Source organism: Undibacterium sp. RTI2.2, from assembly GCF_035018705.1.
Lineage (GTDB): Bacteria > Pseudomonadota > Gammaproteobacteria > Burkholderiales > Burkholderiaceae_D > Undibacterium.
Genome location: NZ_JASJXN010000017.1, coordinates 32,229 through 58,093, shown reverse-complemented (window position 1 = coordinate 58,093; position 25,865 = coordinate 32,229). Strand labels below are relative to the sequence as shown.

The window sequence follows — 25,865 nt, the reverse complement described above, 5'->3', positions numbered from 1 at the left end:
CCGATAATTTATCGTTTGGGATGTAGATCGTTGTATGAGTTATTTTCTAGTAATTAACTGGAAAATGGGATTTTTGTCAGAGCTGCCGGAACTGCTCCGCCACCCGCCCATTGATCACCCCAGCTAGTAAAGGTGCCGTCTTTACTGACTGCAAGGAAGGCGCCAAATGGTGTGGCATAAATTGCACGGACATTCACTAGTTTCGCTGTAACTGCGCTACTGTCGCCACCTTTGCTTGGCATGCCCCAAGTCACTACTGTGCCATCAGCTTTGAGTGCAGCGAACGCATATTTGTTCGCCGTGATTGAAACCACGTTCGTCAACTGTGCGGTTACCGCGCTGCTGTCGCCACCAACGCTAGGATCACCCCAACTTACCACGGTACCGTCAGCTTTTAGAGCCGCAAATGCATATTCAGTGGATTGGATTGATTTCACTTTGTTTAGTGAAGCTTGTGCAGTAGTTAAGCTGGCCTGCATACGTGGCAAATCACCCCAACTTACAACGGTACCGTCCGCGCGTAAGGCCGCAAAAGCAGTTTGCGTTGAGTAGACATTAGTGATGTTTGTCAAAATGCCGTTACTGTTTAAAATACGCGTGTCTACCGCCTCGATGTCATTGGCATAACCGAATCCAAATGTGATGCCAGCATTCGTCGTCGCGACGGCAATTGCGCCACCGGCAGTCAGATTTTTTACATTCGTCACTACTTGATCACTGGTTGGTATTGCCCAGCCAAATGAGCCGGTCCAACTAACCACGGTACCGTCTTTACGAAGTGCTACAAAGTCATAATTTGTGCCGACGACTTGGATCACATTGGTAAGTTGCGATTGCACTGAACTTGCATCACCGCCCGTGTCCGCATCACCAAATGCAACGACAGTTCCGTCTGCTTTGATTGCCGCGTAAGCACCTTCAGTGGAGGCGATACTTTTAATGTTTGTCAAAGACGCTACGGTTGCTGCATTGAGTCCGTAATTTGGATCATTGAAAGGTACATCAACGCCAGACAGCACGCCGCGATAAGTACCCCACGCAGTAAAAGAGCCATCTTTTTTTACGCCAAAGAAAGCTACGCGACCGGGAATAATGGAGGCAATGTTTGTCAGTGCGCTTGTAGCGGTGGTCGGAGACACGTAGCTGCTACCCCAAACTTTAACCGTGCCATCAGTTAGCAGTGCAGCAAAGCCGCGATCTGAAGGGAACAACTGTGCAATACCTGTAATCACTGAGGACGATGCATTTTGTCCGCCCCAAACTGGATTGCCCCAAGCGTAGGCTGTACCATTTTGCGTAACAGCAAAAGCTGCAAGTGCGCTGTAGACGGAATTAGCCTGCAGAGTTTGACTTGCAGTCGCCGTAGAGCAGCTTGCAGTCGCTGTGACAGCAGAATTTGGTTGAGTATCTTGTACGCTAGTGCCAGTACCTAAGGCAACGCCAGACGATGCTTGCCAGCTGACTGTTGGTGTTACCGAGCAGTTAGTGCTATTGACTACAGCAGTCAAAGTAGTACCCCGTGCACCGAAAACGTCAATTGAAACCGTCGGCGAAGGCGGTGGTGCTGGTGGCGCAGATGAGTCGCTGCCGCCGCATCCGGCAAGAAGTACCGTAAATCCAATACTCGCTAAGGCCGACGCCATGCTTTTTAATGGAATACCATTTGACTTGATGTATATATTCATTTGCTACCCTGCTCCCAAAACAGTGGATTGATATGTGCACCTATTTTTATTTCAATAACGTTGATATGTTGTCTCATCGCTACTGATACTTATTTTAGCACTGGCTTAATCTAGAAATTTAGCCATCAAATTAAAAGACACTAAAACAAGATTAAATTCACTTTACGAAATATTTTCAATTTAAAAAACGAGCACTTTGTTGTTTTCTACATGATTTTCATGTCTGAGGCATACTTCGTCAGTGTGCATGCATCATTTATTAATAAAAATGTATTGCACCACAATTGTAATAAAGATTATTTTGAGTTAAATGAAAGGAATCATAATGAGCATACAAATTGGCCAGCATTTACCAGCAGGTAGCCTCGCAGAATTTATTGAAGTTGAATCAGAGGGTTGCTCCCTCGGCCCGAATACTTTTAAAGTAGAAGATTTAACCAAAGGCAAAACTATTGCTATCTTCGGTTTGCCAGGTGCTTACACGCCAACTTGCTCCGCTAAACACGTACCGGGTTATGTGCAGCATGCCGCTGAATTTAAGGCTAAAGGCGTTGATGAAATCTGGTGCATCTCGGTCAACGATGCGTTTGTAATGGGCGCATGGGGTCGGGAGCAAAAAGCAGTCGGCACAGTACGTATGATGGCCGATGGCAACGCAGATTTCAGTAAAGCATTGGGCTTGGATGCTGACTTCAGTAAGTTTGGTATGGGCACACGCTCACAGCGTTACTCGATGCTGGTTGTTGATGGCGTAGTTAAGCAATTGAACGTAGAAGAAGGCGGCAAATTTGAAGTTTCAAATGCCGAGACTTTGTTGGGGCAGTTAGCTTGATTTGAGTAGCGACAGGATGAAACAGGATGAGGATACGAGCCGGATCAAGTCTGGATTAGATCCTAGTTCATGATCTGAAGCTTGCTTGAGCATTATCAGAATATGGTACAAAGCTTAGCTTAAATATATAGGAGAGTGCGCATGATGCCCACTCTCTTATTTTTTTATACTCCAGGTAAGTATATTTTATTGTCCATATATTTACTGGTCTATAGGACGTTTATAGGAAAATAATGGGGGAGTATGTGATTTTTCCATAAAATCGATGAATTAAAGTCATTCGCCAAAATGATTTATTAAGGCGATTCACCGCTTACTGCAATTCCGCAATCAACGCCACAATTTCTGCTCCGTAGCGCTCTAATTTTTTCTCGCCAACGCCAGTCACACCTCGTAAATCGTCCATTGATCTAGGATTGGCTTTGGCGATTTCGCGCAGGGTCGAATCATGGAAAATAATGAAGGCCGCTGTGTTGTGCGCCTTGGCAGTTTCTACCCGCCACCAACGCAGTTTCTCGAAGATAGCTTGCTCGCTATTCGAGAGGTTTGACTCGGCGTAATCTTTTGCCGATTGACGTTTATGTTTGACGGCTTTTTCTGCTTTTTTATATTGCCGCAGTTGTACTTTGGTCTCGCCTTTTAAAACAGCGCGTGACTCTTGAGTGAGTTTTAGCGAGCTAAAATTGTCATAATCGACTGAGACCAGACCGAGTGCGATTAATTGTCGCAACAGTGCGCGCCACTCTGCTTCGCTTTTGTCAGAGCCTATACCAAAAGTGGACAGCTGATCATGTCGCCATTGCTTGACGCGATCAGTATCGATGCCGCGCAAAACGTCAATGATATGACCCGCAGCGAAGCGTTGATCGGCACGGTAGATAGTAGAAAGAATTTTTTGTGCTGCCAGGCTGCCATCAAACGAGGTTGGTGGTGACAAGCAGGTGTCGCAGTTGCCGCAGGCTTGCGATTGTTGTCCAAAATAATCGAGGATATGTACGCGCCGGCAATTCAGCGTTTCGCACAAGCCCAGCATGGCATCGAGCTTAACGCCTTGCACACGTTTAAAGGTTTCATTCGCTTCGGATTCATCAATCATGCGACGCTGCTGAACTACGTCTTGCAAACCATAGGCCATCCAGGCATTGGCACTCGTTCCATCACGTCCTGCACGGCCAGTTTCTTGATAATAGCCTTCAATACTTTTGGGTAAATCCAGATGGGCGACAAAGCGCACATCAGGTTTATCGATACCCATGCCAAAGGCGATTGTCGCCGTCATCACTATCCCGTCTTCGCGCAAAAAACGGGACTGATTTTTTGTCCGGTCCGGCAGCGCCATCCCGGCATGATAGGGCAGAGCAGTGATGCCGTTTTCATTCAAAAATTCAGCGGTCTCTTCGACCTTTTTACGCGACAGGCAATACACAATCCCCGCATCGCCATTGTGTTGCGCCTGAATAAAATCGAGTAATTGCTTGCGTCCATTCGCCTTCTCCACAATTTGGTAACGGATGTTAGGACGATCAAAGGACGAGACAAATTGCAGTGCATTTTCTAACTGCAAGCGGTGAATAATTTCATCACGGGTTTGCTGATCGGCGGTCGCGGTCAGGGCGATACGCGGCACCGAGGGAAAGCGTTCATGCAAGATCGACAGCTTGATATATTCCGGCCGGAAATCATGACCCCATTGCGATACGCAATGCGCCTCATCAATCGCAAAAAGAGCCAGTGGCGTTACCGATAATAATTCCAGACAACGCTGTGTCATCAAGCGCTCTGGCGCGATGTACACCATGTCCAACTCGCCGTTACGCATCATTTTTTCGATACGTAAGGCTTCGTCAAAACTTTGCGTCGAATTGAGAAAGGCAGCGCGCACACCGACTTCTTCCAGCGCATCCACTTGATCCTGCATCAGCGCAATCAGTGGCGAGATGACGATGCCGACGCCATGCCGTATCAGCGCCGGAATTTGATAACACAAAGACTTACCGCCGCCAGTTGGCATTAGCACCAGAGCGTCACCGCCCTTGACGACATGTCCGACAATTTGTTCTTGCTGCCCACGAAAAGACGGGTAGCCAAATACGGTTTGTAATAAGTGCAGTGCCGGATCGGCAGTATTGCTAGCTTCTGTCACAACTTAATCAACCCAGGCGATCGCGCCAGTGTAGGCAGTAATTAAAATCATGATGCCAAACGCGATGCGGTACCAGGCAAATGCATTGAAATTATGAGAAGCGATATAACGCAATAACCAGCGTACACAAAAGAAGGCTGAGATAAATGCGGCAACAGTTCCGAGGCTAAATACAGGCACATCGGTCATCGACAATTCATGACGTGCTTTGTAGAGCGAATATACAGTTGCTCCCAGCAAGGTCGGAATCGCTAAGAAGAACGAAAACTCAGTGGCGGCTTTTCTGCTTAAGCCAAATAACATACCGCCAATAATCGTCGCGCCAGAACGGCTGGTGCCGGGGATCAAACCGAAGGATTGAGCGATACCAATTTTGAGCGCATCTAACATCGTCATATCATCCACGGACTGGACACGCGCCACTTTGTCCGCACTGGCGACTGTGTTTGCGTTGCCAGTAGCGGGTTTGTTTTTACGCTCTACCCACAAAATAATCAAGCCACCGATGATGAAGGCGAGTGCGACCGGAACTGGCGCAAATAAATAGGCCTTGATTGTTTTGATGAACAACACGCCGAGTATCGCTGCAGGCAAAAACGCAACCACTAGGTTGAGCGCAAATTTCTGAGATTTTTTATCGCTCGCTAATCCCATCGTCACGCTCGCAATTTTTTGCCGATATTCCCAGCAAACCGCGAAAATTGCACCAGCTTGTATCACGATATCAAATACTTTGGCCGTATCTGATGAAATGCCTTCGGTAAAGTTAATCAGGCTACCCGTCAGTATCAAGTGCCCTGTAGAGGAGATCGGCAGGAATTCCGTCAGTCCCTCAACGATACCCATGATGATGATTTTTACGGCGAAGATAAGATCCATAGTCGGCAGAAAATTGTGAGTGAATGGGATGAAAAAAAGAAGGTAGATGATGCGTCAATGCTGGACAAATATGAGAAAAATCGCATGCTCAATTAGTCGGCACGAAGCTTAACATGGTCGCATGCTACGCGCCCCTCGAATTTGTTACAAAGTACGATAAATTCATATACTCCCCATAAAATTTTTATTAAATGGTGTATTGTCCAGATAATATATGGACATATTTAAAATACTATATGGGAGTATTTTAAATATAGCAAAGAATGTTTGTACAGGTCGGGCGCGTTTGAGATTCCGTCAGCGCTATGCAGATATATGCTGGCAGGGTGGTTGTCAGTGAAAAATATAAGGCTTACGCAAAATTATCCCCGCAAGGCGTGGCGACGAAGATAGCACTTAAGTAGAGCCAGGAGCTACAACTCAGCTGGGGCGGTTTTGCGTGAGTCTTTGAGTAGTACAACTTCGAAGGGTGCCTTCAAAAAGCCCAACGTCGTCCCATTAATCCTGTTTTACAAAAATTGGATATGATCTATTTTGTGTCCGCGTTGCAGCGATGTATTGCATGCACACTTCACATACTTACCTCCACTATTGACCCATCATGCATAAATTAGTCTTATTGATATTCGTACTGGTCAGTCAGTTTGCCTCGGCGCAAACTTCTGGCAACCTGGAGGCCGGTAAGGCCGCCTTTAAAAAATGTGCTTCGTGTCACCAGGTAGGTCCCTCTGCCCGAGGTGGTTTTGGCCCTGAACTGAATGGCATTATCGGCAGACGCGCAGGGGCAACGGGTGATTATCGATATTCACAAGCAATGAAAAATTCAGGCATCGTCTGGTCAGAGAAATCGTTGACCGCATTTTTGAAGGACCCCAGCGATCTTGTACCCGGTACAAAAATGCGTTTTTACGGGATTGGTGATGAGAAGGAAATTACCAATCTACTTACTTACTTGCGTAGCTTCCCAATGGTTAATGCAAAGCCGGTGCAGTGATTCTCTCTAGTTCGCTAAGCCATAGAATCGCTTGTTCCCGGGTTGATCCGCACATCTCTGTGGACGGCTGAAGTCCTGAGCAACAGGAGGGGCGCTCCGGACGCCCAAAAATCTGACATTGATTATTCGCCGTCAATTGTATGCATCTGATGCCAGCCGGTTTGCCATTGGGCATTCCGGGGATAGCACTCGAAATCGAAGGGGCGGTGCAACACGCACCGCAATTGTCACGACAAATCATGTGGGTATTTCATTAGTAAAAGTTATTCAGTAGAGTTTTGACCAGGATACGGCATGACTTGTGTTGCAGGTGCATCGTAGACACTTCTCAGCTCCTATTCAACCCCGATTTTCCATTAGACCGCTACCACTTCGCAGAAACGCAGACGGCATGCGGTCATCAGAGGGATAACACCACCGCGATTTGAGTGGGAGCGCTACAGCGACAATTGCACCTTTGGCGAACTGCCTGGCGTTGTTGCTCCTCCTAGCAAGATGCAGCTTGCGTCGTCGTCGCGTCTAGCCAGTCAGTTCGCCAAAGGCACACTTGTCGCTGTTACTATGGAAAATCTGGGTTTAAATAGTAGCAGACACTTACCATATTGAAAAACCATCAATCCCTCCGGTGATCTTGTCGTTCGCGGCTGTATTTTGTCATTTCAGCCTCCACTTTTGCTGCTTGATCGCATATTGATGGCGAGATACTGATAGAAACCTGACAATCTGCCTCAGTGCGATGCGGCAATGGGAAACAACTCCAGAGCATGCTTTGGTAAGGCTGTAGCGGAAACTGTTTCCTTGACGCTCAGGGTAGAGAAGTTTATATTACTGACTCTTCAGTAAGTTAAATTTCCCCATCATCATGCCCTGTCCGTTCAAGCCCCGCTGGGAGCGTCGTAAGGATGCTCGCCCTCAAGAACTACTTGCTGCTGCACTCGATTTATTTGTCGAGCGCGGATTTGCCGCAACCCGTCTGGATGATGTGGCACGCATTGCTGGTGTCTCCAAAGGGACTTTGTATTTGTATTACAGCAGTAAAGAAGAGCTATTTAAAGCAGTCGTGCGTGATAGCGTCGTCCCTTTAATTGGCGAAGCGGGTGAGTTAATTGATCAATTTACTGGCAGCACTGCCGATTTGTTCCGCCAGTTTATGGGAACCTGGTGGGAGCGCATTGGCAAAACCAAATTATCGGGACTGAGTAAGTTGATGATGGCGGAAGCGGCTAACTTCCCTGATCTGGCACAGTTTTATTACGAAGAAGTGATCGCCCCCAGCGATGCAATGATGATACGTTTGTTGCAAAGAGGTATAGATAGCGGGGAAATGCGGAAAATTGATCCTAGTATTGGCGCCAAGATATTGATCGCGCCTATGATCATGATGATGATGTGGAAGCATTCCTATAGCGTGTGCCAGATTCGGACCGAGGATCTGGAAACCTATCTGGAACATTATATGGACATGGCATTACATGGTTTGTTAGCCAATCCAAATTGACGCGGTTGGTGAGCGTCGATCGCACTGGCACTATGTTAGTCTAAATTAGTTTGAACAAGGCTGCTGCAACAGTGATGTACTTGCAATAAAAACACAATAAAAATTAAATAACACGGGATGACTATGCTACAGCGTCGGGGATTATGGATCATTGTTGTATTTGTATTGCTGGGAGCAGGACTTTTTTTCTTGAAGAAAAAATCGATTGAGAGCCTCCAAAATACAGCACAAAAATCAGTCGCTAGTTTGACAGCGACTACAAGTACACCACAAATATTAGAGTTTTTACCCACAGATATTGTGACGGTCGCTTCCACCGATATTCAAAAAACCTTGACCTTGTCAGGTGCCTTGCGCGCCATGAATCAATCCGCAGTCAAGGCCAAAGTCGCGGCAGAAGTGCGCGAAGTGCTGGTGCGTGAAGGTGAGGCCGTACAGGTCGGTCAGGTCTTAGTCAAAATGGACAGCACAGAATACGATGCCAAGCTAGAGCAGGCACGCGGCGCACTCAAGGCAGCCCAAGGCCAGCTGGATATCGCCAAGCAAACTCGTGATAACAACAAGGCATTGCTGGATAAAAATTTTATTTCAGCCAACGCCTTTGATAATGGCGTAAACCAATATGCGATCGCTGCAGCCAATGTTGACTCTGCCAAAGGTGCTTTATCCGTCGCACAAAAAGCCTTGGCAGATACCATCGTCAAGTCGCCAATTGCTGGCCTGGTGAGTGTCCGCAGTGTACAGCCGGGCGAAAAAGTCTCGCCCGATAATCGCTTACTGGATATTGTCGATTTGCGTGTGTTGGAGATGGAAGCAGCGGTTCCTAGCCAAGATATTGCAAGTATCAAATTAGGCCAGCAAGTGACGCTCAAAGTTGAAGGCATCGCTACGGCGATAGTCGGTAAAGTGACGCGGATTAATCCGGCAGTCCAATCTGGCTCACGTTCTATCATGACCTATATTCAGGTCGCCAATACGGATGGACAAGTTAAAGCGGGCGTCTTTGCGGAAGCGCAATTAGCGCTCGATAAAAAGTCCGACGTGATGACTATCCCGCAAACGGCATTGCAATACGACGGCAATAAAACCTTTGTGTATGCGATTGAAAACAATGTCTTGCAACAAAAAAACGTGACGCTTGGATTGCAAGGCGAGAGTAATGGCACTGCTAGCGTAGAAGTGTTATCTGGTCTGGCAAAAGATGCGCAAATCGTCAAAGCTAATCTCGGCAGTTTGCGTTCCGGCGTTGCAGTGAAAGTGCTGCAAGCGGCCGTTCAGACCAATAGCAAAGGCTAAGCCATGTGGTTTACGCGTATTAGTATTGGCAACCCAGTCTTAGCGACCATGATGATGGTGGCGTTTGTGGTGTTGGGCTTGTTTTCATACAAGCGTTTACGGGTGGATCAGTTCCCTGATATTACTTTTCCTGTGGTCGTCATCCAGACCGATTATCCGGGTGCGTCGCCGGAAACCATCGAGTCGGACATCACCCGCAAAGTAGAAGAATCGGTTAACACCATCAATGGCATCAGCGCTCTGACCTCGCGTTCTTACGAGGGTAGTTCTGTGGTGATTATGGAGTTCGATTTAACCATTGACCCGGCACAAGCCGCACAAGACGTGCGTGAAAAAGTTGCACTGATTAAGTCGGGATTTCGAAAGGAAGTCAAAGAGCCACGGGTGACACGTTATGACCCGTCTGATAAACCTATTTTTTCGGTGTCAGTGACTAACGACGACACGATTAAGAAACGAGATTTCCGTGAGTTGACCACAATCGGCGATCAGATCGTAAAAAAGCGTTTAGAGAATGTACGCGGCGTCGGCTCTGTTACTTTGGTCGGTGGCGTCAAACGTGAGATCAAGATTTATATCAAGCCGAATGAGATGGAAGCCTTGGGCCTGGGTGTCGATCAAGTTATCAATGCAGTAAAAAATGAAAACCAGGAATTACCAACAGGTGCAATACGTTCCTTAGATAATGAGAAGGTAGTACAGATACAAGGACGTATCAAAAATCCTGCCGATTTTGGTCGGATTATCGTCAGCAAGCGCGGTGGGCAACCGGTCTTTTTGTCGCAAGTAGCTACCATTATTGACGGACAAGAAGAGCAAGAAAGTCTGGCGCTTTACAACGGCCAACGCACTCTGGCGCTGGATATTTTAAAAGCCCAGGGACAAAACACCATAGAAGTTGCCGATGGTTTGGCTGAGGCATTAAAGAATCTGACGCCGCAGCTCAAAGCCTTATATCCCGGTGTCAAAGTACAAGTCATTAAAGATGGTTCTCGCCAGATACGTGTCGGTGTAGAAAACGTGCGTAGAACCCTGATCGAGGGTGCTGCACTGACTATTCTGATTGTTTTCCTCTTCTTGAATTCATGGCGCTCAACGGTGATTACAGGCTTAACTTTGCCAGTCGCTTTGATCGGTACTTTCTTATTCATGGATATGTTTGGTTTCACCATCAATATGATTACGCTGATGGCATTATCGCTTTGCGTTGGCTTGTTGATTGATGACGCGATTGTCGTACGTGAGAATATCGTGCGCCATGCCGGCATGAAGGTGAATGGTAAGTATAAAGATCACCATACTGCCGCTTTAGAAGGCACTGCTGAAATTGGTTTGGCGGTGCTGGCAACGACATTCTCTATCGTCGCGGTATTTTTGCCGGTAGGTTTCATGGGCGGCATTATTGGCCGGTTTTTCCATCAGTTTGGTATCACGGTGACGGCGGCGGTATTGATCTCGATGTTCGTCTCTTTCACCCTAGATCCTATGTTGTCGTCGATCTGGCCAGATCCTGATGTCCATGCCAATGCTGAAGATAAAGCTAGCAAGGGGCGCAAAGGGTTTTACGCCAATACCATCGGTCGTGTGTTAGAGCAATTTGAGCGCGGTGTACAGTGGTTTTCTGCGGCATATCAGAACATGCTCAGGTGGTCGCTCAAGCATCGCATCATGACTTTGCTCATTGCCGCTTTGACTTTTATTGGTGGCTTATTAATTCCTATTGGTGGCCTGATAGGATCAGAGTTTATTCCGCAAGCAGATTACTCAGAAACGGGCATCACCTTTTATACTCCAGTTGGTTCTTCCTTAGAACTGACCGAGACCAAGGTGCATCAAGTTGAGTCGGTGTTGAAAGAATTTCCAGAAGTCTTGGATACCTATAGCACCGTCAATACTGGTTCCGCCCAAGGTAAAAGTTATGTGACGACATACATCCGTCTAGTCCCGCGTAAAGATCGCATTAGAAGCACATCGCAGATGTCGATTCCATTGCGTAATCGCTTAACGCAGATCGCGGGCATTACCGTCACGCATATCGGCGCACTGGACGGCGTGGGTGGTGACAACAAACAACTCCGGTTTAGCTTGCTTGGTACCGATCTCAAGCAATTAGCCATCATGTCAGAAGACGTGCAGCGCCGCCTTCGCGCCATTCCGGGATTGGTTGATCTGGACTCCAGCTTGAAGGCTGAAAAGCCGACGATTTCAATTCAGCCTAAACGTGATATTGGCGCTGATCTGGGTGTTGGCGTGGCACAAATTGGGAATGCCTTGCGACCTTTATTAGCGGGTGAAGCCGCAACCACCTGGCGCGCACCAGATAATGAAAATTATGATGTATCAGTGCGTTTGTCGCCTAGCGATAGAAACAACCAAGACGATTTATCACGCTTGATGTTGGCAAGTTCTCAAACCAATGCCGATGGTTCCCCCAAGATGGTGCCTTTGCGTCAGGTCGCTGATATCCAGGCATCGACTGGCGCCAATCAGATTAATCGCCGGGATTTAAATCGTGAGGTTGAGCTGTCAGCCAACGTCGTCGGGCGCTCTGCCGGAGAAGTTAGCGCCGAGGTCAAGAAGATTTTAGACAGCATGCAATGGCAGCCAGGTTATCGCTATCAGATGGGCGGAGCGTCTAAAAATATGGCGGAATCCTTTGGCTATGCCGTATCTGCACTGGCTTTGGCAGTGATTTTTATTTACATGATTTTGGCATCGCAGTTTGCCAGCTTCTTGCAGCCGATTGCGATTATGACTGCTTTGCCAATGACACTGATTGGTGTTTTCCTGGCACTGATGTTTTTCCGGTCGACCTTGAATATGTTTTCCATTATCGGCTTCATCATGTTGATGGGTCTGGTGACCAAGAATGCGATTTTGCTGGTGGATTTTGCCAATCAGGCACGGAGGGACGGGATGAACCGGATTGATGCCTTGTTAGAGGCCGCTCATGTCAGGTTGCGCCCTATTTTGATGACCACCCTGGCAATGGTATTTGGCATGGTGCCGCTGGCATTTGCCTTGACCGAGGGTTCAGAGCAAAGAGCACCTATGGGGCAGGCAGTGATTGGCGGCATTATCACCTCGTCCTTATTGACGTTAGTGGTTGTGCCGGTGATGTACACCTATCTGGACGATTTAGGTGAATGGTTTAAAAAGAAATGGCTATCTTGAACAAATTATCTTTACTCAGAATTGAAGCAGTAGCGGTACAGCAGGTGTAGTGAGTGTAGTGAGTGTAGTGAGTGTAGTGAGTGTAGTGATTGAAGGATTCTTCTATGTGGCAGCGCGCTTTGATAAAATGCGGGTTCCCCATCATTAATGCGACAGAGTGAACAATATGAATATCGAACAAGCCCGTTTTAACATGATAGAACAGCAAATCCGTCCATGGAATGTACTGGATCTGGATGTTTTAAATTTATTGATCATTTGTAAGCGTGAAAACTTTTTCCCGGAAAGCCAAAAAAGCCTGGCATTTTTTGATACCGAGTTACCGCTTGCGGACGGCACTTTTGCCCTGAGCCCAAAACTCGAAGCACGTATTTTGCAAGAACTGTTTGTTAAAAAACAGGAGTCAGTTTTGGTGATCGGTACAGGCACTGGATATTTGCCCGCTTTGCTGGCGCATCAGGCACACCATGTCACCACGACTGAAACCAATCCAGCGCTGGCAGAAACTGCCAAACATAATCTGCGTGAGAACGATGTTCCTAATGTCACCGTGATTGTTGGCAACGGCTTAATCGCTAATAACAATACTTATGATGTGATCGTTGTCAGTGGTTCGCTAGAAATTGTGCCTCCGCATTTGCAACAGCAATTGAATGTCGGTGGTCGTTTGTTTGTGATCGCAGGTCAGGCTCCTGCGATGTCGGCGCAACTTATTTTGCGTGAATCAGCAACAGAATTTAAGACCACGACTTTGTTTGAAACAGTCGTACCGGCGTTGCCGCAATCTGTGCCTGCATCCAAGTTTAAATTTTAAAAAATAGGAATTGGCTCATGCAACATATGACAGCGCCTGAATTGGCCATCTGGTTAGCGGATCAAACAAAAACACCGCCTTTACTGCTCGATGTACGGGAACCATGGGAGTACGAAACTTGTCATATTCCCGGTGCGGTATTGATGCCGATGCAGAGTATTCCGGTTAGACATCAGGAGCTTGATTCAGACCTTAGTATTGTTTGTATTTGCCATCATGGTGCTCGTAGTATGCAAGTCGCACATTTTTTAGAGCAGCATGATTTTACGAATGTGATCAATCTGACCGGCGGTGTGCATGCCTGGGCACAGCAGGTGGATAACGCAATGCCGGTGTATTGATTTTAATTAATTCGTTTCGATTAATTTCGGTTTGATGAATTTCGACTTAATTTACTACAGCTTGTGGAGCAAAGTTTTTAACTGACGTCTGTACTACTGATTTTTATCATTTACTTTACTACCTACCTATCTACTTATTTACTCTTTCGGAGTGTTACATGCGTAATCCCATCATTGCCACACTGATCGCCGGTGTTTTTCTGACTCTCGATGCCAGTGCCGCTGATTTGCTGCAAATCTACAAAGATGCATTGGCGAACGATGCGCAATACAGCAGTGCGCGCGCTTCGCAAGTGGCTGGCTTAGAAAAAGTAGTGCAGGGACGCGCAGGCTTGTTGCCCAGCGTGGCTTTGAGCGGTAGTGATGTTCGTACCACGGCAGAAATTCAGCCCGACGCGCCGTTTACGAGTAAGGGTACGGGTTACACCAATACCTATAGCTTAGCTTTATCCCAGCCCTTATTTCGTTGGGCAAACTGGCAGCAATATGAGCAAGGTAAATTATTGGTCGTAGCCAGCGATGCGCAATTTGCACAAGCGCAGCAAGATTTAATTGTCAGAGTTGGTCAAGCTTATTTTGATGTGCTGACATCGCAAGACGCTCTGGAAACTTTGCAAGCTCAAAAGGCGGCGATCTCTGAACAGTTGGCTTCAGCCAAGCGCAATTTTGAAGTCGGTACCTCCACCATTACCGACACGCATGAGGCGCAGGCACGTTACGATTTGACGGTAGCGCAAGAGTTTGCTGGTATCAGTGATCTGCAAATCAAACGCGCAGCCTTGCAACAAATTATTGGTAAAGAAGCCGGAGATCTGGCGATACTCAAACGTGGTATTCAAATTAGCTCGCCACAACCGGCGCAGATTGGCGACTGGGTGAGTTCCGCTGAGAAGCAAAATTATGGTGTAGTCGCATCACAAGTTTCGTTAGAGATCGCACGCCGTGATATCTCCAGAAACCGCGCCGGTCATTATCCTACGCTAGATCTGGTTGCCAGTTCCGGTCGTAATTCTAATGGCGGCAATAGTTCACTTAACGGTAACGGTGTTGTTAAATCGAATTCGATCGGTGTGCAATGGAATATTCCACTGTTCTCTGGTTTTGCAGTCGACAGCCGGGTACGTGAATCCATCGCATTAGAAGATAAAGCCAGAAGCGATTTGGACTTCACTCGCCGCACAGCGGCACAGAATGCCCGCCAAGCATTCCTGGGTGTCACTAGCGGTCTGGCGCAAGTAAAAGCGTATGAGGCAGCTGAGATTTCTTCGCAGTCGGCATTGGATTCCAACAAGCTAGGTTATCAGGTTGGTGTACGTATCAATATCGACGTTTTGAATGCGCAGCAGCAGTTGTATACCACACGTCAAAATTTGGCGAAAGCGCGTTACGACACGATCATGAACGGCCTGCGTCTTAAATCGGCTGCCGGTACTTTAAAAGAAGCTGATCTGATCGAGGTTAACGATTTGCTTTTACATTAATTTTTAGCCGGATCGTTTGTGCAGCAGATTGACTGCACTTTATTTCGCTTCTTAAAAATTGGGTTTGCTAATTGCAATGATCCGGTTTTAAGAAGCGATTTTTTTGCTATGTTGGACTTATGATGTTGATGTTCCAGGCTTGATAGAGTGGATCGTGTTAGTGGTGCTGCCGTATTCCTAATCGACCGTACCAGGTGGTCCAAACAATATTTTTATTCGCATAAGCCAAGTCTTTGCCGACCACAGATCTCTGACTAATTTACTCCACTCATATAGTGCAATTTTTATTGGATTGTAGCTATACAATCTTTCAGTTAAGCCGTAGCGTATTTGTATGCCAGCTTGCTCTTGTCTGAAGGTGCAAAACAGGCGATCAAAAATAACCAGGACGCCGCCGTAGTTGCAATCCAGGTATTCAGGATTCGATGCATGATGCACGCTGTGGTGGGCTGGTGTATTCAGTACCCACTCCAACGGCCCCAACGTTGGTATCCACGCTGCATGTATCCAAAACTGATAAAGCAGATTAATCGCCACTACTGCTAATACCGTTGTCGGTGCAAATCCCAACCAGACTAATGGCGTAAAAAATAAACTGGTGCCTGTCAGCTTACCGGTCCAGCCCAAGCGCATAGCCGCAGCCAGATTCAATTCATTCGGCGAATGATGTACCGAGTGTGTCGCCCAAAACCAACGCACTGTATGCGACGTACGGTGGTACCAATAGTAAAAAAACTCTTGTCCGATGAATAGTAAAAAAAATGCAAAAGGCGTAGAAAGTTCTATCGTATTGATCCGATGTGTATAGGCAAAAAACAGTATTGGTGCTGCGATAGAAATACCCGATGCATCAATCAATTGGCGGATGATCATATCCGCCGCAGTCGCCGCATAGGCGCGCCAATCATAGGATTTTTTACTATAAAACGTTAGCACTATTCCCTCGATAGTGGCCGCCAGAAGAATAATTAATAGCAAGCCAAAAATCCAGGGCAAGGTCTTTGCGCTGATCAGTTGTGTCGTCAATTCGTTACGCATCATGTGGCTCACCGCCTTGGCATTGATGACTTAAAAAATAAGTAAAAATTATTTGTCTGTGATTGAGGATTTGCATTCTTCATTAAATTCGCTGCGATGTTCTTTAGCGCATTGTTTGATTTTTTTAGGATCAGATTCTTTACCGCAAAGCTCTTTGATTTGTTCGCCACAGGATGACACTATTTTCATTTTTTCTTGGCAGCCCGCAGATAATTCACTTTGATGTTCCTTCAGACATCCGGCTAAACGGCCACCGCCAGGTTTGATCGATGGGCAGAACTTAGAGAAATCTGCGCGGCAGGCTTTTTGTACTGAGCCAGCATCTTCTGCCCGACTATGTGCTGCACCGAGTATAAAAAGACTGGCTGTCAACATCTTCATCAAGGTGGATATAGAGACGCGTTGAGTTTGCATGATGAGGCTCCGTTGGTTGATGATTTATTGTGTATGGGTCTTGAAACCGCTGCGATGGTTATTCGATTTAGATATTAAAAATATCTGATTTAGTGACGGCTACCAAAAGTCTTTGTCCCCTTAGCGGAAGACACTGTCGTTGCTCCGTTTTGTGTACTGGTATTCACTGTTTTGCCGTTCACCGTAGTGGTGTTATTGCCAGCGTAACCGGTGCTACTGTTATAGCTGGAGCTACCGCTACTGGTGCCACTATAACTTGTGCCGTTTGCCGTCGTTCCGGAGCCATTCGCGCTATAGGTAGCGCTTTGCTGCCCGTTAGTCTGGATATTTGCCTGTCCGCTGGCTGTGCCGCCTCGTGCGCCATTGGCGGTGACTTGCCCGGCGGCCGATACACCGCCTTGACGGTTCGGCAGCACTACGCCGCTGGCGCTGGCGGTACTGCCATGGCGTCCGGTAAATTCTGCTGCTGATGCGCTTGTGCCGATAGTCAGGCCAGTAATCAGTAGGCAAGTGCCGGTTAATACAACTGTAAAGCTAGAAATCCGAGCTGTTTTCATGATTGACTCCGGTGGTTAAGTTTGTTAACTGAGCCCAGTTAGTGAAGGCCTGTTAATAAATAAAAAAACAAATAAAAAAACAAATAAAAGAAGTGAAATAAGCAGACTTTATTCTAGGAGCAAGGCAGGTTTCTGTGTTTGACATCCGATGTCAAAATATGTCAGCGGTGACACAAATCAAACTCATAGGAGGATAAGTCGCTATGCCAGGTAGTGGCAGGGTATGCTTAGGTGCTGCTTAGGTGCTGCTCAGCTGCTGCTTAGGTGGTGTTCAGGCGTTGATCGGGAAAATTTTATCTGTCACCCTTATCAATTTTTTGTAGGACGCTTGTATGGTGCTATATTTATACTCCAGGCAAGTATATTTAATCTGTCCATTGATTAATTGGGCAATAAGCCATTTTTCATAGAAATAATGGGGAGTATATTAATATTGGCCTTACAAAATTACTTAAAAAGCAATCCTGAGCCTGCTGAAACTATTTTATCGAACAGTGTTTATTCGAATGCAATCCCAAAAGTAAAAAATCGACTTAGCATCAACCTCCCCACTTGACTACCGCGTGCCGTATGCGCTTTACTGCGACATCGCATTGCTACCAATGCAGATTCTGATTTCATTCAATTGGGAAGCATCTATGGAAATGTTCGCACGTGCAGAGCCAACCAGAGTTTTAATGATTGATGATGATATTGAGTTATCGCAAATGACCAGCGAGCTGCTATTGCGCGAAGGGATACAAACGCATTGCGCAGCGACGGCCGCACTCGGTATGGCGGCGCTGGCGACTTATCAACCGGATGTCTTGCTGTTAGATCTGATGTTACCTGATGCGAATGGCTTAGACGTATGCCGTCGCTTGCGCGAGTCGGGGAATGATTTGCCTATTCTGATGCTGACTGCCAGAGGCGATCCGATTGATCGTGTCTTGGGATTAGAGCTGGGTGCCGATGATTATCTGGCTAAACCATTTGAGCCGCGGGAACTGGTCGCCCGCGTACGTGCGCTTGCACGTCGGGTCAGGGTCTTCACCAAGCGTACCCAATTGCAGTTTGATGGCCTGACTTTGGATTTAATGGCAAGGCGGGCAATTTACACTGATCCGGCTGAACGCGAGCCGCAAATTTTACAACTGACGTCGAATGAATTTAAGCTATTAGTCGCCTTGGCCAGCCAACCTGGCGTTACCGTGTCACGCGATGCTTTGTCTGCGGCGGTACAGCCTGGCAGCTACATGCCGCTGGACAGAGCGGTTGATGTACAAGTCGCTAGACTACGTAAAAAGTTACGTAGCGCACTCAATGGACGTGAGTGGATAGAGACCGTCAGAGGCGAAGGTTATGTATTTACAGGCAGCGCGAGATGAGCGAGAAAATCAACAGGTCGCCCTCAGACCAAAACTCTATGAATGAGGCTGTGGAGCCACCCATTAGTCAGTCGACAATTCAGCCTGTAAATCTGGCGCAGACAATCAGTCCAAGCAAGAGCTTTGCCGGCAGATTTTATAAATTATTCAGTAAATGGTTTTACTCAAGGTTTGATTCTTTGTTTGACTCACTATTCGCGCGGATTTTTTTACTCCAAGTCACTGTGGGCATTTTGTTGACGGTCATATTTGTTGTCCTGCTATTTAATGAGCAAGCCAATATTTTTGCTCATTCAACAGCCCCGTTATGGGCGCAGGCGCTCAAGCCGGTACAACAAAATTTACGCGACGGTCAACCAGCAAGGCTGCCAAATACTAAAACCGTCACGGCAGACATTAGTTTAATCCCCGGCCCGCCGCCATTTTCTGCCAGCCCAATGCCGCTAGTGCCGCGCTACCGTGCTCTGATTTCTGAGCTAAATGCTCAAGGCATTCCTGTGATCAGTCTGGCGGTTAGCGGTGAGACAGGAAACACTACCACATGGTTAGAATTGCAAACCAGTGCTCAGCCGGTTTGGGTCGGCGTACAAAGCGAGCTAGAGGGGCCCGACATCCGCCGGCGTGGTTTGATTGGATTCCTCATTGTTGTCCTAGTGTTTATTGTGGCCTCTGCCTGGTTAAGCCGGCGTATTGCCAGACCCTTATTAGATTTACAGCGCAGCGTTAAGGCCTTTGCTGCTAAAAGTAATCAACCCCATGCGACTTCCTATATTCGGTCAGCAGATATAGAAAAAGCAGCAAAAGCAGCAAACACAGGGCCAGCAGAAGTGCGTCAGTTAGCCGCCCAATTTGCAGAATTTGCAGCACAAAGAGCAGAGCAAGATACCGCAAGAGATTTGATGTTAGCTGCGATCTCGCATGATTTACGCTCGCCGCTTGCCCGCATTCGTATGGCTGCCGAGCTGCTACCCGAGACTTCAGAAGTCAACAATAAACGCGACAGCATTGTGCGCAATGTTCAGATTGCCGATAAGTTGGTTGGTTCTTTTTTAGACCTTGCTCGTGCCGAGGCCGAACCGATGGAAGAACGGGTCGATTTATGCGCACTAACACAGCGTCTGCTGAGTGCCGGTGACTACGATCACGTCAGCTTAAGCGTCGAATCCAGCGCTGCGTTATGGATAGCGCCAGCCAGTAGTATCGCAATCGAGAGAATGCTCGCTAACTTATTAGATAACGCCACTAAATATGGTCAAGCGCCTGTCCTGGTGCGTTTATATTTGCAAGAAACCAAGGAGCAGAAATTTGCCTTATTGGCAGTGCGCGACCACGGCACAGGTATTGCTGCCGATCAGAGAGATTTGTTACGCAAGCCTTTTTCTCGCGGTGCGCAAGACCGGGGCTTGCCAGGAACCGGTTTGGGCTTAGCGATAGTAGAACGCACCATGCAAAGACACGGCGGCAAGATGTTATTGCAAGATGCTGCACCAGGTTTGCAAGTGCTACTGTTTTTCCCTCTGGCGTAAGGATTGACTACCCATCCTAAATACAATCTCCTTGCCAATTTTGAGCAATGCCATGCAATGCTGCTAATATATGCGGCTTTCTGCATTTATCATTTGAGCTGAACTCAAGCTGAATATTGAGCCGAATACAATTACTTACCTTATAGAGGAAATCTAAAGATGTTCATCAAGTCCCGTGTTGATACCCGTATTTTGTTAGCTAGTGCTGCTTCTTTACTAATCCTGACTGCTTGTAATTCACAAGATGCATCCAAGGCTGCTGCTCCATCCAAAGCGGCTGCTACCGTCAATGGCACGCCAATTAGCCAAAGCATTGTCGATTTAATGGTCAAGCAACGTGCAGCCCAAGGCCAGCCCGACACGCCAGAATCACGCAAAGAGATCATTGATCATTTGGCGTTGCAATATCTGGTAGCGCAAGAAGCCGTTAAAAAGGGTTTGGATAAAACACCAGAAGTGATCGATCAGACTCAGTTGACCAAAGAATCGATTTTGGCTAATGCGTATGTTCAAGATTATTTGAAGACTAATGTCATCAGCGATGACATGCTCAAAGCAGAATACGAAAAAATCAAAGTCAAACTTGGTGGTAACGAATATAAAGCGCGCCATATTTTGGTAGCGACAGAAGCCGAAGCGAAAGACATTATCGCTAAGCTACAAAAAGACCCGAGCCAATTTGAAGCACTGGCGAAGCAAAAAACGCTGGACGCAGGTTCCAAAGCTAGCGGTGGTGATTTAGGCTGGTTTGACCCGGCACGCATGGTGCCAGAATTTGGCGCAGCGGTAGCTAAATTAGAAAAAGGCAAATTCACGCTAGAGCCAGTTAAATCACAATTCGGCTACCACGTTATTTTGTTAGAAGACTCTCGCGCAAAAGTCGTTCCGGCATTAGACGAAGTTAAAGAAGGATTGAAGCAACAAGCCCAGCAAGAAAGCTTGAAAAAATTGATCGACGATATCCGCACAAAAGCTAAAATCGAAATGGTGAATGCGCCAGTGACAGCAACTCCGGCAAGTACACCGGCAGCTTCAACTCCAGCCGCTACAGTACCAGCTGCTGATGCTGTAAAGAAGTAATTCTCGATATTCAGGGAATAAAAAAGGAGCCTCGGCTCCTTTTTTATTCCCTGAAATAATCCGTATTACCAGCCTGTCCAATCCGTCAAACCTTGTTTTTGATACAGCGCTTTCCAGCTTGGACGTGTACACATTAAGTCAGCAAATTTATTCAGTGCAGGCCAGTCGAGTGCGGTACGTGGCATATTACGTGACCATCGTATCAGCATAATCAATAGGTCTTACGCAAAACCGCCCCAACTGCGTTGCAGGGACAATTTTACGTAAGTAATAAAAGTAATAGGACTTACGCAAAAAACAAAACCCCTCACCACAGAGGCACAGAGACACAGAGGAACAACAAAGAAAGAGAAAGGCAGGATTTCGCTGTTCTCCTGATTTTCTCTGTGGCTCTGTGTCTCTGTGGTGAGAGGTCTTGATGTTTTATATTAAGCCATCTGGTTTCATGGGAATGCCAGCGAGTAGCTTTCCGTTTTTGCGTAAGTCCTAAGTAAAAAGTTTGATGCATTCAATGACTATACGCTCAGCCTTGCTCCTGCAAAATATCAATCAGCTGATGCAATCCTTCAGTGAGCACTTTGACTGAGCCTTGCATATCCCAATCATCATCGCCAATCTGTGCAATGTTAGAGATTGCCCGCAGCTCTAAAAACTTTTGTTGCTCTTGTAGGCAGACATGGAAAAAAGCTGCACCTTCCATATTTTCTATATCAATATTTTGCACATCAACAAAGGGCGCTAATGCCGCATTCAGTGACATACTTTTTGCCAGCCGGAAAGGTGAATTAAGCGGCAGATGTGGACAAGCCAAAGTATGGCGTCGCTCAAACTCCATCTCAATGGGTAAATGTGCCATGTGTACAAAACCAGTCTTAGTGAAGAATCCCAAATCACCTTCGACCTCTGTTTCTACTAATACCACATCATATTTTTTGAATGGCGCATGTGGATAAACCCCAGCGATCCCCGCGAGGATGATCAACTCCGGCTGATATTGCTGAATTGCCTTCATCGTCGCAAGCGCGGTCGCAGTCAGGCCTACGCCAGAAATCATCGTGGATACATCATCACGTTGAAACTGGCTTGCTTCTGTTTGGGTAGGGAAGAGGATAGTGATGTTCATGTTTAAATATCCAATGAGATGTCGGCTATAACGACTTTAAGGCTTATGAAAAATTATGCGGGTTTGTCGGCATTAAGGAATAGGTTCTCTAGATACTGAGGTTGCCTCGATATTTCGTCTTCCATCAGGTGGATATTATGCAGCGTGTTCTTTCTGATTTTGTGCATTCCTCCAGCGATCAAGGTATTTAATTGGCGACTGATAGTTCAGTGTTGAATGCTGGCGGGTTCGATTATAAAAGACTTCTATATAGTCGAAGCTGGCAGCCTTCATTTTGGCATGAGTCGCATACCGTACGCCATGATAGCGCTCGTTCTTGAAACTATTAAACCAGCTTTCAGTAGGCGCGTTGTCCCAGCAATTACCTTTACGGCTCATCGAACAGATCATGCCAAATTCCTTGAGCTTTCCCTGAAATGCATGGCTGGCGTGCTGGCTACCGCGATCTGAATGATGCATGACACCAGCGTCTGGTCGGCGGCGAAACCACGCCATCGTCAACGCATCTGTCACGATGTCAGTTGTCATGCGTGGCTTGAGCGACCACCCGATCACTTCCCGATTGAACAGTAAAGGGTGCGTCATACGCACCAATGATGGAAAAACTATCGGCTTAGAAAGAAACGCTACCATCTGAAGCCGTGCGCAGGGCGCACACCGCTATGGGGTATGCACGCTACGCTTGCTGCCTGTCATTCTTGCATGTCCTTAGCAGGAATCCAGTGTCGCCGGTCAATCAACGAACGCCTCTGGACTCCTGCCTTCGCAGGAGCGACGTAGCAAAAAGTTCGGTGAATGAACATCATTAACTGCCAGATCGATCATCGAAGCGAACGGCTGTTGGCTATTCTTGCTTCGCCATCTGAATGAATATACTCCCACTATGTATGTTTTAATTGTCTATATAATAATTGGGCAATAAGGCATATTTTTTTATCTCTACGGGGGAGTATGTGATATTGCCTTGCATGAAGCTTTGCTATTTTCGGGGTGCGGATCCAGGTTTATATGCTCTGATTACCTGATGCTTATTGGCGGTACGCAGCCTAGGTTCTGACAAACCATACCCATCGGATCTCCAGCGAAGGGTGCGTCATACGCACCACTGATGGAAAAACGATGGGCTTAGAGAGGGACGCTAGCATCTGAAGCGGCGCGCATGGCGCCCCCTACGGGAGTGTGCACGCTACGCTTGCTGTTTTAAACTTAACCAATCATTTATTTTTCTTATTCTTCGCTGAATAAATTCCAAACTTCTCGGTCTTAAAAATTCTTTAGATTTTTCTGTGTCATCTACCCAAAGTTTAAACAGTTCCATAGCCTCCTGATGTCGCATCTCTTCAGACAGCAAAATAATTCCTGTCTCAAAAAAGCTATAGTGCTGCGGTCCATCTGATTTCACCCAGGAATTTTTTCGATATTTTTTTATATCAAAGTATACAGCCACTACATCGTTTGAATTTTTTATGCGCTCAGTAAAAGGTAGACCAAATTGCTCCCAGTCCCTTACCCATTGATTAAATTCCAAATTAGCAGAACTATTATTGGAATGAGAGGTCCAGCAGGGGTTACCTCCAGGCACACAATTCCATTTAAGGTGGCTTAATGTGACTTGGAACAAAGCAGATTTCGGAAATGAAAAAGCGCTCTCAACGAACCTTTTATCGACTTCCCATAAATCAAGTAGTAATTCAATTTCTCCAATTTTTTTGGAGCAGATTTGAATGGAAATGTCAAAATTAAAAATTCCGGCTGGGTCTTGAAAAACACCAGAGATAGCAAAAACAAAAAAAAGTTCAAATCAATCTGTTTCACAAAATTCAAGGCCGCAGGATCCCTCCACGAAACTGGTCCCGAATAACCGTTCATATTCAAATAAGAAAATATTTCTTCTAACGTCGATGGTTGAGGTGTGCCCCATACTTTCACAAATCCTCGAGAATTTTGAAATTTTAATTTTTTTGAAGTCATATATACAATCTTTAATGCACGTCGTCAGAGTGTGTTGCTAACTCAATCGTTATCGTTGCCATTAAACCAGTCGCAATTTTAGCAACCCGAAAAATTGTGGCAGCTCCGTCTGTCCCAAGAACTCTAGTTAATTGACCAGCCGCTTTATTAGCAATATTAGCTTCTAAAGAAATTGCGATTCGTTGAATAAAAGTAGTTTGTTCAATTAAATTGACCCTAGCCTCCAACCCAAGCCTACCAGCCCTATCACTGGACACGATAGCAATTGTCCCTTCATCTTTGGCAATTTCAAAAATCATTTTTTGTGCCGCCGATAGTTTTGCCCCTAGTCCATCTTTTACCTCAGTAATAATTAACAAGCCATCCTTCATGGCAACACTGTCTGCAATCATAATCCTTGAGGTGCCGTCTGCGGAAGTGACGAGTAGCTTTACTCCTTGCTCAACCTTAAAACCGAGATATCTTAAAGCTCGTGCACTTGCCCGTTCCATTTGCTTCCAATGGGCAACCTCATTCATCAAATAACTAAAGATAGCGGTTTGCGCACCGTTAGCAAATTTACCACCACCAAACACTGATGCAGTACCTCGAACAATGGCACTGACCAGTGTTCCAGTAACTCTATCACCTGAATCAGTAACACTCTTCATAAAATCGGTACTGGCGATCGCTTTGGTGAACGCTGCACTCAGAGCCCTAGGTCCACACTTCCCACCGCTTGCAACACTAGTCACGCATCCAACAACACTATGCAGCGCCACCCCCTCAGCCACTGTCCATTGTGTGCCGCTGCCCCCTGTAAAAAAATTACCTCCGCCGATAACATTCCCCGCCCCATAGAACATACCCGCAGTGAATCCTCCTTGTAACGCACCTTTCAAGTTCCCGCTGGAGATGGCTCCGCTAAAAAAGCCAGTTTGTGCAGCTTCCGCAAAAGTTTGCGGCACCCCAGAGGCAATCGTGAAAGCGATCGCTGTGATTTGTCTGGCGGTTCTGGCATCAATAATGCCGGCCTTCTCTGCGCCCCATATCGCAATCAAAGCAACAAAGAACATGTCGTCAATACCAAATAACTGTCCTGTTGGGTCGGTACAAGTCATCGGATTATTATAGCAATACCCATAACGATTGAAGTTTTGTAAATTCGACGGGTCTTGAATAAACGGATCACCCTGCATGAAGCGTCCCAAGAGCGGATCATAGATACGGCCGTTCATCTGGATGACGCCCATATCATCCAGATGCTCGTGACCGGTGTAGCCGCGATCTGTGCCGTTGTTGGTGTTGGTGGTCCAGTCGATGATGAGTTGACCATTGGCGTCGTAATTGCCACTGGCTGTGCGACGCTTGCCAAACCGGTCGTAGGAGTAGCGTGCGGTCACGGCACCCGTGTGGTCGGTGGTGGCGATCAGGCTGCCCAGATGGTCTTTGTGCCAGTATTCGACTTTGACGAGGGTGATGCTGCTTAAGACCGTGGGGCACCCGAGACTCCAATCAATACGGAGACACAGAGACACTGAGAAAATCAGGAGTGCTGCGAAAACCTGCCTTTCTTTTTCTTTGCTGTTTCGCGATAGCTCTGTGTTGAGAGGTCGTGGCGTTTGCGAAAGTCCTAAAAATAAAAAATGCCCTTGCAATATCACAAGGGCATT

At 46.7% G+C, this 25,865-nt stretch carries 22 protein-coding genes and 1 pseudogene; 12 read left to right on the top strand and 11 right to left on the bottom strand.

Annotated elements, in window-relative coordinates; translation table 11 throughout:
- Window positions 1-53 precede the first annotated feature (53 nt).
- A complete protein-coding gene (locus tag QN395_RS11200; protein WP_322121247.1) occupies window positions 54-1,685 on the bottom strand; it encodes a hypothetical protein in 1,632 nt (543 codons plus the stop codon).
- Between the two features lie 325 nt (window positions 1,686-2,010).
- On the opposite strand from QN395_RS11200, the gene QN395_RS11195 reads away from it, so the two are divergent.
- Window positions 2,011-2,517: a peroxiredoxin gene (locus QN395_RS11195; RefSeq protein ID WP_322121248.1), complete on the top strand. Its 507-nt coding sequence runs from the start codon at window positions 2,011-2,013 to the stop codon at window positions 2,515-2,517.
- A gap of 313 nt (window positions 2,518-2,830) precedes the next feature.
- Here QN395_RS11195 and recQ read toward each other — a convergent pair whose 3' ends face one another.
- Both recQ and QN395_RS11185 read right to left on the bottom strand, forming a co-directional pair.
- Window positions 2,831-4,660 carry a DNA helicase RecQ gene (recQ, locus tag QN395_RS11190; protein WP_322121249.1) on the bottom strand — a complete coding sequence of 610 codons (1,830 nt, stop codon included), beginning with the start codon at window positions 4,658-4,660 and terminating at the stop codon, window positions 2,831-2,833.
- 3 nt (window positions 4,661-4,663) lie between these two features.
- Window positions 4,664-5,539: an undecaprenyl-diphosphate phosphatase gene (locus QN395_RS11185; protein ID WP_322121250.1), complete on the bottom strand. Its 876-nt coding sequence runs from the start codon at window positions 5,537-5,539 to the stop codon at window positions 4,664-4,666.
- Window positions 5,540-6,140: 601 nt separating this feature from the next.
- Here QN395_RS11185 and QN395_RS11180 point away from each other — a divergent pair.
- Window positions 6,141-6,533, top strand: coding sequence for a cytochrome c family protein (locus QN395_RS11180; protein ID WP_322121251.1), 393 nt, complete (start codon window positions 6,141-6,143; stop codon window positions 6,531-6,533).
- Here QN395_RS11180 and QN395_RS11175 read toward each other — a convergent pair.
- Window positions 6,511-6,774, bottom strand: a complete 264-nt coding sequence (locus tag QN395_RS11175; RefSeq protein WP_323491866.1) for a YkgJ family cysteine cluster protein — start codon at window positions 6,772-6,774, stop codon at window positions 6,511-6,513. The genes QN395_RS11180 and QN395_RS11175 overlap by 23 nt on opposite strands.
- Window positions 6,775-7,395: 621 nt before the next feature.
- Here QN395_RS11175 and QN395_RS11170 point away from each other — a divergent pair.
- From QN395_RS11170 to QN395_RS11145, 6 genes are all read left to right on the top strand, one after another.
- Window positions 7,396-8,031 carry a TetR/AcrR family transcriptional regulator gene (locus QN395_RS11170; protein ID WP_322121252.1) on the top strand — a complete coding sequence of 212 codons (636 nt, stop codon included), beginning with the start codon at window positions 7,396-7,398 and terminating at the stop codon, window positions 8,029-8,031.
- Window positions 8,032-8,148: 117 nt separating this feature from the next.
- Complete coding sequence (locus QN395_RS11165; RefSeq protein ID WP_323491867.1) at window positions 8,149-9,327, top strand: efflux RND transporter periplasmic adaptor subunit; 1,179 nt, start codon at window positions 8,149-8,151, stop codon at window positions 9,325-9,327.
- A 3-nt stretch (window positions 9,328-9,330) separates the two neighbouring features.
- Window positions 9,331-12,501 (top strand): efflux RND transporter permease subunit, encoded by a 3,171-nt coding sequence (locus QN395_RS11160; RefSeq protein ID WP_322121254.1) that lies wholly within the window; start codon window positions 9,331-9,333, stop codon window positions 12,499-12,501.
- A 166-nt stretch (window positions 12,502-12,667) separates the two neighbouring features.
- On the top strand, window positions 12,668-13,315 hold the full coding sequence (locus QN395_RS11155; RefSeq protein WP_322121255.1) for a protein-L-isoaspartate O-methyltransferase: 648 nt from the start codon (window positions 12,668-12,670) through the stop codon (window positions 13,313-13,315).
- A gap of 17 nt (window positions 13,316-13,332) precedes the next feature.
- Window positions 13,333-13,656: a rhodanese-like domain-containing protein gene (locus QN395_RS11150; RefSeq protein WP_322121256.1), complete on the top strand. Its 324-nt coding sequence runs from the start codon at window positions 13,333-13,335 to the stop codon at window positions 13,654-13,656.
- Between the two features lie 158 nt (window positions 13,657-13,814).
- Window positions 13,815-15,137 (top strand): TolC family outer membrane protein, encoded by a 1,323-nt coding sequence (locus tag QN395_RS11145; protein WP_322121257.1) that lies wholly within the window; start codon window positions 13,815-13,817, stop codon window positions 15,135-15,137.
- A gap of 177 nt (window positions 15,138-15,314) precedes the next feature.
- Here the strand turns inward: QN395_RS11145 and QN395_RS11140 are convergent, their stop codons facing one another.
- From QN395_RS11140 to QN395_RS11130, 3 genes are all read right to left on the bottom strand, one after another.
- A complete protein-coding gene (locus QN395_RS11140; RefSeq protein ID WP_323491868.1) occupies window positions 15,315-16,178 on the bottom strand; it encodes a sterol desaturase family protein in 864 nt (287 codons plus the stop codon).
- A gap of 45 nt (window positions 16,179-16,223) precedes the next feature.
- Window positions 16,224-16,589 (bottom strand): cysteine rich repeat-containing protein, encoded by a 366-nt coding sequence (locus QN395_RS11135; protein WP_322121259.1) that lies wholly within the window; start codon window positions 16,587-16,589, stop codon window positions 16,224-16,226.
- 89 nt (window positions 16,590-16,678) lie between these two features.
- On the bottom strand, window positions 16,679-17,146 hold the full coding sequence (locus tag QN395_RS11130; protein ID WP_322121260.1) for a hypothetical protein: 468 nt from the start codon (window positions 17,144-17,146) through the stop codon (window positions 16,679-16,681).
- A gap of 638 nt (window positions 17,147-17,784) precedes the next feature.
- Between QN395_RS11130 and QN395_RS11125 the strand changes: the two genes are divergently transcribed.
- From QN395_RS11125 to QN395_RS11115, 3 genes are all read left to right on the top strand, one after another.
- Window positions 17,785-18,513 carry a response regulator transcription factor gene (locus tag QN395_RS11125; protein WP_322121261.1) on the top strand — a complete coding sequence of 243 codons (729 nt, stop codon included), beginning with the start codon at window positions 17,785-17,787 and terminating at the stop codon, window positions 18,511-18,513.
- A complete protein-coding gene (locus QN395_RS11120; RefSeq protein WP_323491869.1) occupies window positions 18,510-20,039 on the top strand; it encodes an ATP-binding protein in 1,530 nt (509 codons plus the stop codon). The genes QN395_RS11125 and QN395_RS11120 overlap by 4 nt, the downstream gene beginning before the upstream one ends.
- 159 nt (window positions 20,040-20,198) lie before the next feature.
- Window positions 20,199-21,119 carry a peptidylprolyl isomerase gene (locus QN395_RS11115; RefSeq protein ID WP_322121263.1) on the top strand — a complete coding sequence of 307 codons (921 nt, stop codon included), beginning with the start codon at window positions 20,199-20,201 and terminating at the stop codon, window positions 21,117-21,119.
- Between the two features lie 523 nt (window positions 21,120-21,642).
- Here QN395_RS11115 and QN395_RS11110 read toward each other — a convergent pair.
- From QN395_RS11110 to QN395_RS11095, 4 genes and pseudogenes are all read right to left on the bottom strand, one after another.
- A complete protein-coding gene (locus QN395_RS11110) occupies window positions 21,643-22,242 on the bottom strand; it encodes a hypothetical protein (RefSeq protein WP_322121264.1) in 600 nt (199 codons plus the stop codon).
- A gap of 135 nt (window positions 22,243-22,377) precedes the next feature.
- Window positions 22,378-22,812, bottom strand: a pseudogene (locus tag QN395_RS11105) (IS3 family transposase); the annotation flags it as partial.
- A 616-nt stretch (window positions 22,813-23,428) separates the two neighbouring features.
- Window positions 23,429-23,824, bottom strand: a complete 396-nt coding sequence (locus QN395_RS11100) for a hypothetical protein (RefSeq protein WP_323493105.1) — start codon at window positions 23,822-23,824, stop codon at window positions 23,429-23,431.
- 400 nt (window positions 23,825-24,224) lie between these two features.
- Window positions 24,225-25,514 (bottom strand): RHS repeat-associated core domain-containing protein, encoded by a 1,290-nt coding sequence (locus tag QN395_RS11095; protein WP_323493106.1) that lies wholly within the window; start codon window positions 25,512-25,514, stop codon window positions 24,225-24,227.
- On the opposite strand from QN395_RS11095, the gene QN395_RS11090 reads away from it, so the two are divergent.
- Window positions 25,461-25,682, top strand: a complete 222-nt coding sequence (locus QN395_RS11090) for a hypothetical protein (protein ID WP_323492561.1) — start codon at window positions 25,461-25,463, stop codon at window positions 25,680-25,682. The two genes, QN395_RS11095 and QN395_RS11090, sit on opposite strands and share 54 nt — an antisense overlap.
- Window positions 25,683-25,865: the final 183 nt, after the last annotated feature.

Excerpts from the sequence above, each read along its gene's own strand:
- QN395_RS11145 (WP_322121257.1), top strand. The coding sequence starts at position 13,815 with ATGCGTAATCCCATCATTGCCACACTGATCGCCGGTGTTTTTCTGACT.
- QN395_RS11110 (WP_322121264.1), bottom strand. The coding sequence starts at position 22,242 with ATGAACATCACTATCCTCTTCCCTACCCAAACAGAAGCAAGCCAGTTT.
- QN395_RS11175 (WP_323491866.1), bottom strand. The coding sequence starts at position 6,774 with ATGATTTGTCGTGACAATTGCGGTGCGTGTTGCACCGCCCCTTCGATT.
- QN395_RS11180 (WP_322121251.1), top strand. The coding sequence starts at position 6,141 with ATGCATAAATTAGTCTTATTGATATTCGTACTGGTCAGTCAGTTTGCC.
- QN395_RS11140 (WP_323491868.1), bottom strand. The coding sequence starts at position 16,178 with ATGATGCGTAACGAATTGACGACACAACTGATCAGCGCAAAGACCTTG.
- QN395_RS11155 (WP_322121255.1), top strand. The coding sequence starts at position 12,668 with ATGAATATCGAACAAGCCCGTTTTAACATGATAGAACAGCAAATCCGT.
- QN395_RS11115 (WP_322121263.1), top strand. The coding sequence starts at position 20,199 with ATGTTCATCAAGTCCCGTGTTGATACCCGTATTTTGTTAGCTAGTGCT.
- QN395_RS11165 (WP_323491867.1), top strand. The coding sequence starts at position 8,149 with ATGACTATGCTACAGCGTCGGGGATTATGGATCATTGTTGTATTTGTA.
- QN395_RS11120 (WP_323491869.1), top strand. The coding sequence starts at position 18,510 with ATGAGCGAGAAAATCAACAGGTCGCCCTCAGACCAAAACTCTATGAAT.
- QN395_RS11185 (WP_322121250.1), bottom strand. The coding sequence starts at position 5,539 with ATGGATCTTATCTTCGCCGTAAAAATCATCATCATGGGTATCGTTGAG.
- QN395_RS11130 (WP_322121260.1), bottom strand. The coding sequence starts at position 17,146 with ATGAAAACAGCTCGGATTTCTAGCTTTACAGTTGTATTAACCGGCACT.
- QN395_RS11160 (WP_322121254.1), top strand. The coding sequence starts at position 9,331 with ATGTGGTTTACGCGTATTAGTATTGGCAACCCAGTCTTAGCGACCATG.
- QN395_RS11125 (WP_322121261.1), top strand. The coding sequence starts at position 17,785 with ATGGAAATGTTCGCACGTGCAGAGCCAACCAGAGTTTTAATGATTGAT.
- QN395_RS11170 (WP_322121252.1), top strand. The coding sequence starts at position 7,396 with ATGCCCTGTCCGTTCAAGCCCCGCTGGGAGCGTCGTAAGGATGCTCGC.
- QN395_RS11135 (WP_322121259.1), bottom strand. The coding sequence starts at position 16,589 with ATGCAAACTCAACGCGTCTCTATATCCACCTTGATGAAGATGTTGACA.
- QN395_RS11200 (WP_322121247.1), bottom strand. The coding sequence starts at position 1,685 with ATGAATATATACATCAAGTCAAATGGTATTCCATTAAAAAGCATGGCG.
- QN395_RS11150 (WP_322121256.1), top strand. The coding sequence starts at position 13,333 with ATGCAACATATGACAGCGCCTGAATTGGCCATCTGGTTAGCGGATCAA.
- QN395_RS11195 (WP_322121248.1), top strand. The coding sequence starts at position 2,011 with ATGAGCATACAAATTGGCCAGCATTTACCAGCAGGTAGCCTCGCAGAA.